This is a genomic window from Ralstonia sp. VS2407, assembly GCF_052950655.1.
Genome location: NZ_JBRFVG010000316.1, coordinates 1 through 448, shown reverse-complemented (window position 1 = coordinate 448; position 448 = coordinate 1). Strand labels below are relative to the sequence as shown.

The following is a 448-nucleotide window of genomic DNA, read 5'->3' as shown; positions in this document are numbered from 1 at the left end:
TCCGTGTAGTGGTAGACAACACTCATCACACGCCCTCCCGAACGAGAGCGCGAGCCTCGGCGCGGCCTGTCACGAAGCCGAGGAAGCATCCACGGCTATCGAAAACGAAGGGGCGGCCGTTGGCGGCTTGCCGGTGGGGTGCTATATCGGAAGCGTCGGTCGAGCGAGCGACATCTTCCGAGGGACGTGAGCGCTGGCCGGCGCTCCGTCCCTCAACTGTTTTCAGGGGCATGGTGCTACGCGGCCTCCATCTGGGCGGCAGCTTCGGCGGCTCGACGGAGCGAGGCCGGAAGCGGGTTGTCCTGAATGCTCTGGCGCCAAGCCGCCTCAGCTTGCGGAAAGATAATAACCCGCCGTCCGACGCGCGTTGTCTTGGGCGCGCGCCCTATGGCCTGCAGGTAAAAGTAAGAACTTTTGCCGATATGATTGCGGTCGCAGAATTCCGCGA

1 protein-coding gene is annotated in these 448 nt (G+C 63.4%); it reads right to left on the bottom strand.

From position 1 onward, the window contains the following. Positions 1 to 236 precede the first annotated feature (236 nt). A partial coding sequence (locus ACU8YE_RS25240; RefSeq protein WP_446930302.1) for a hypothetical protein occupies positions 237 to 448 on the bottom strand: 212 nt, incomplete at its 5' end.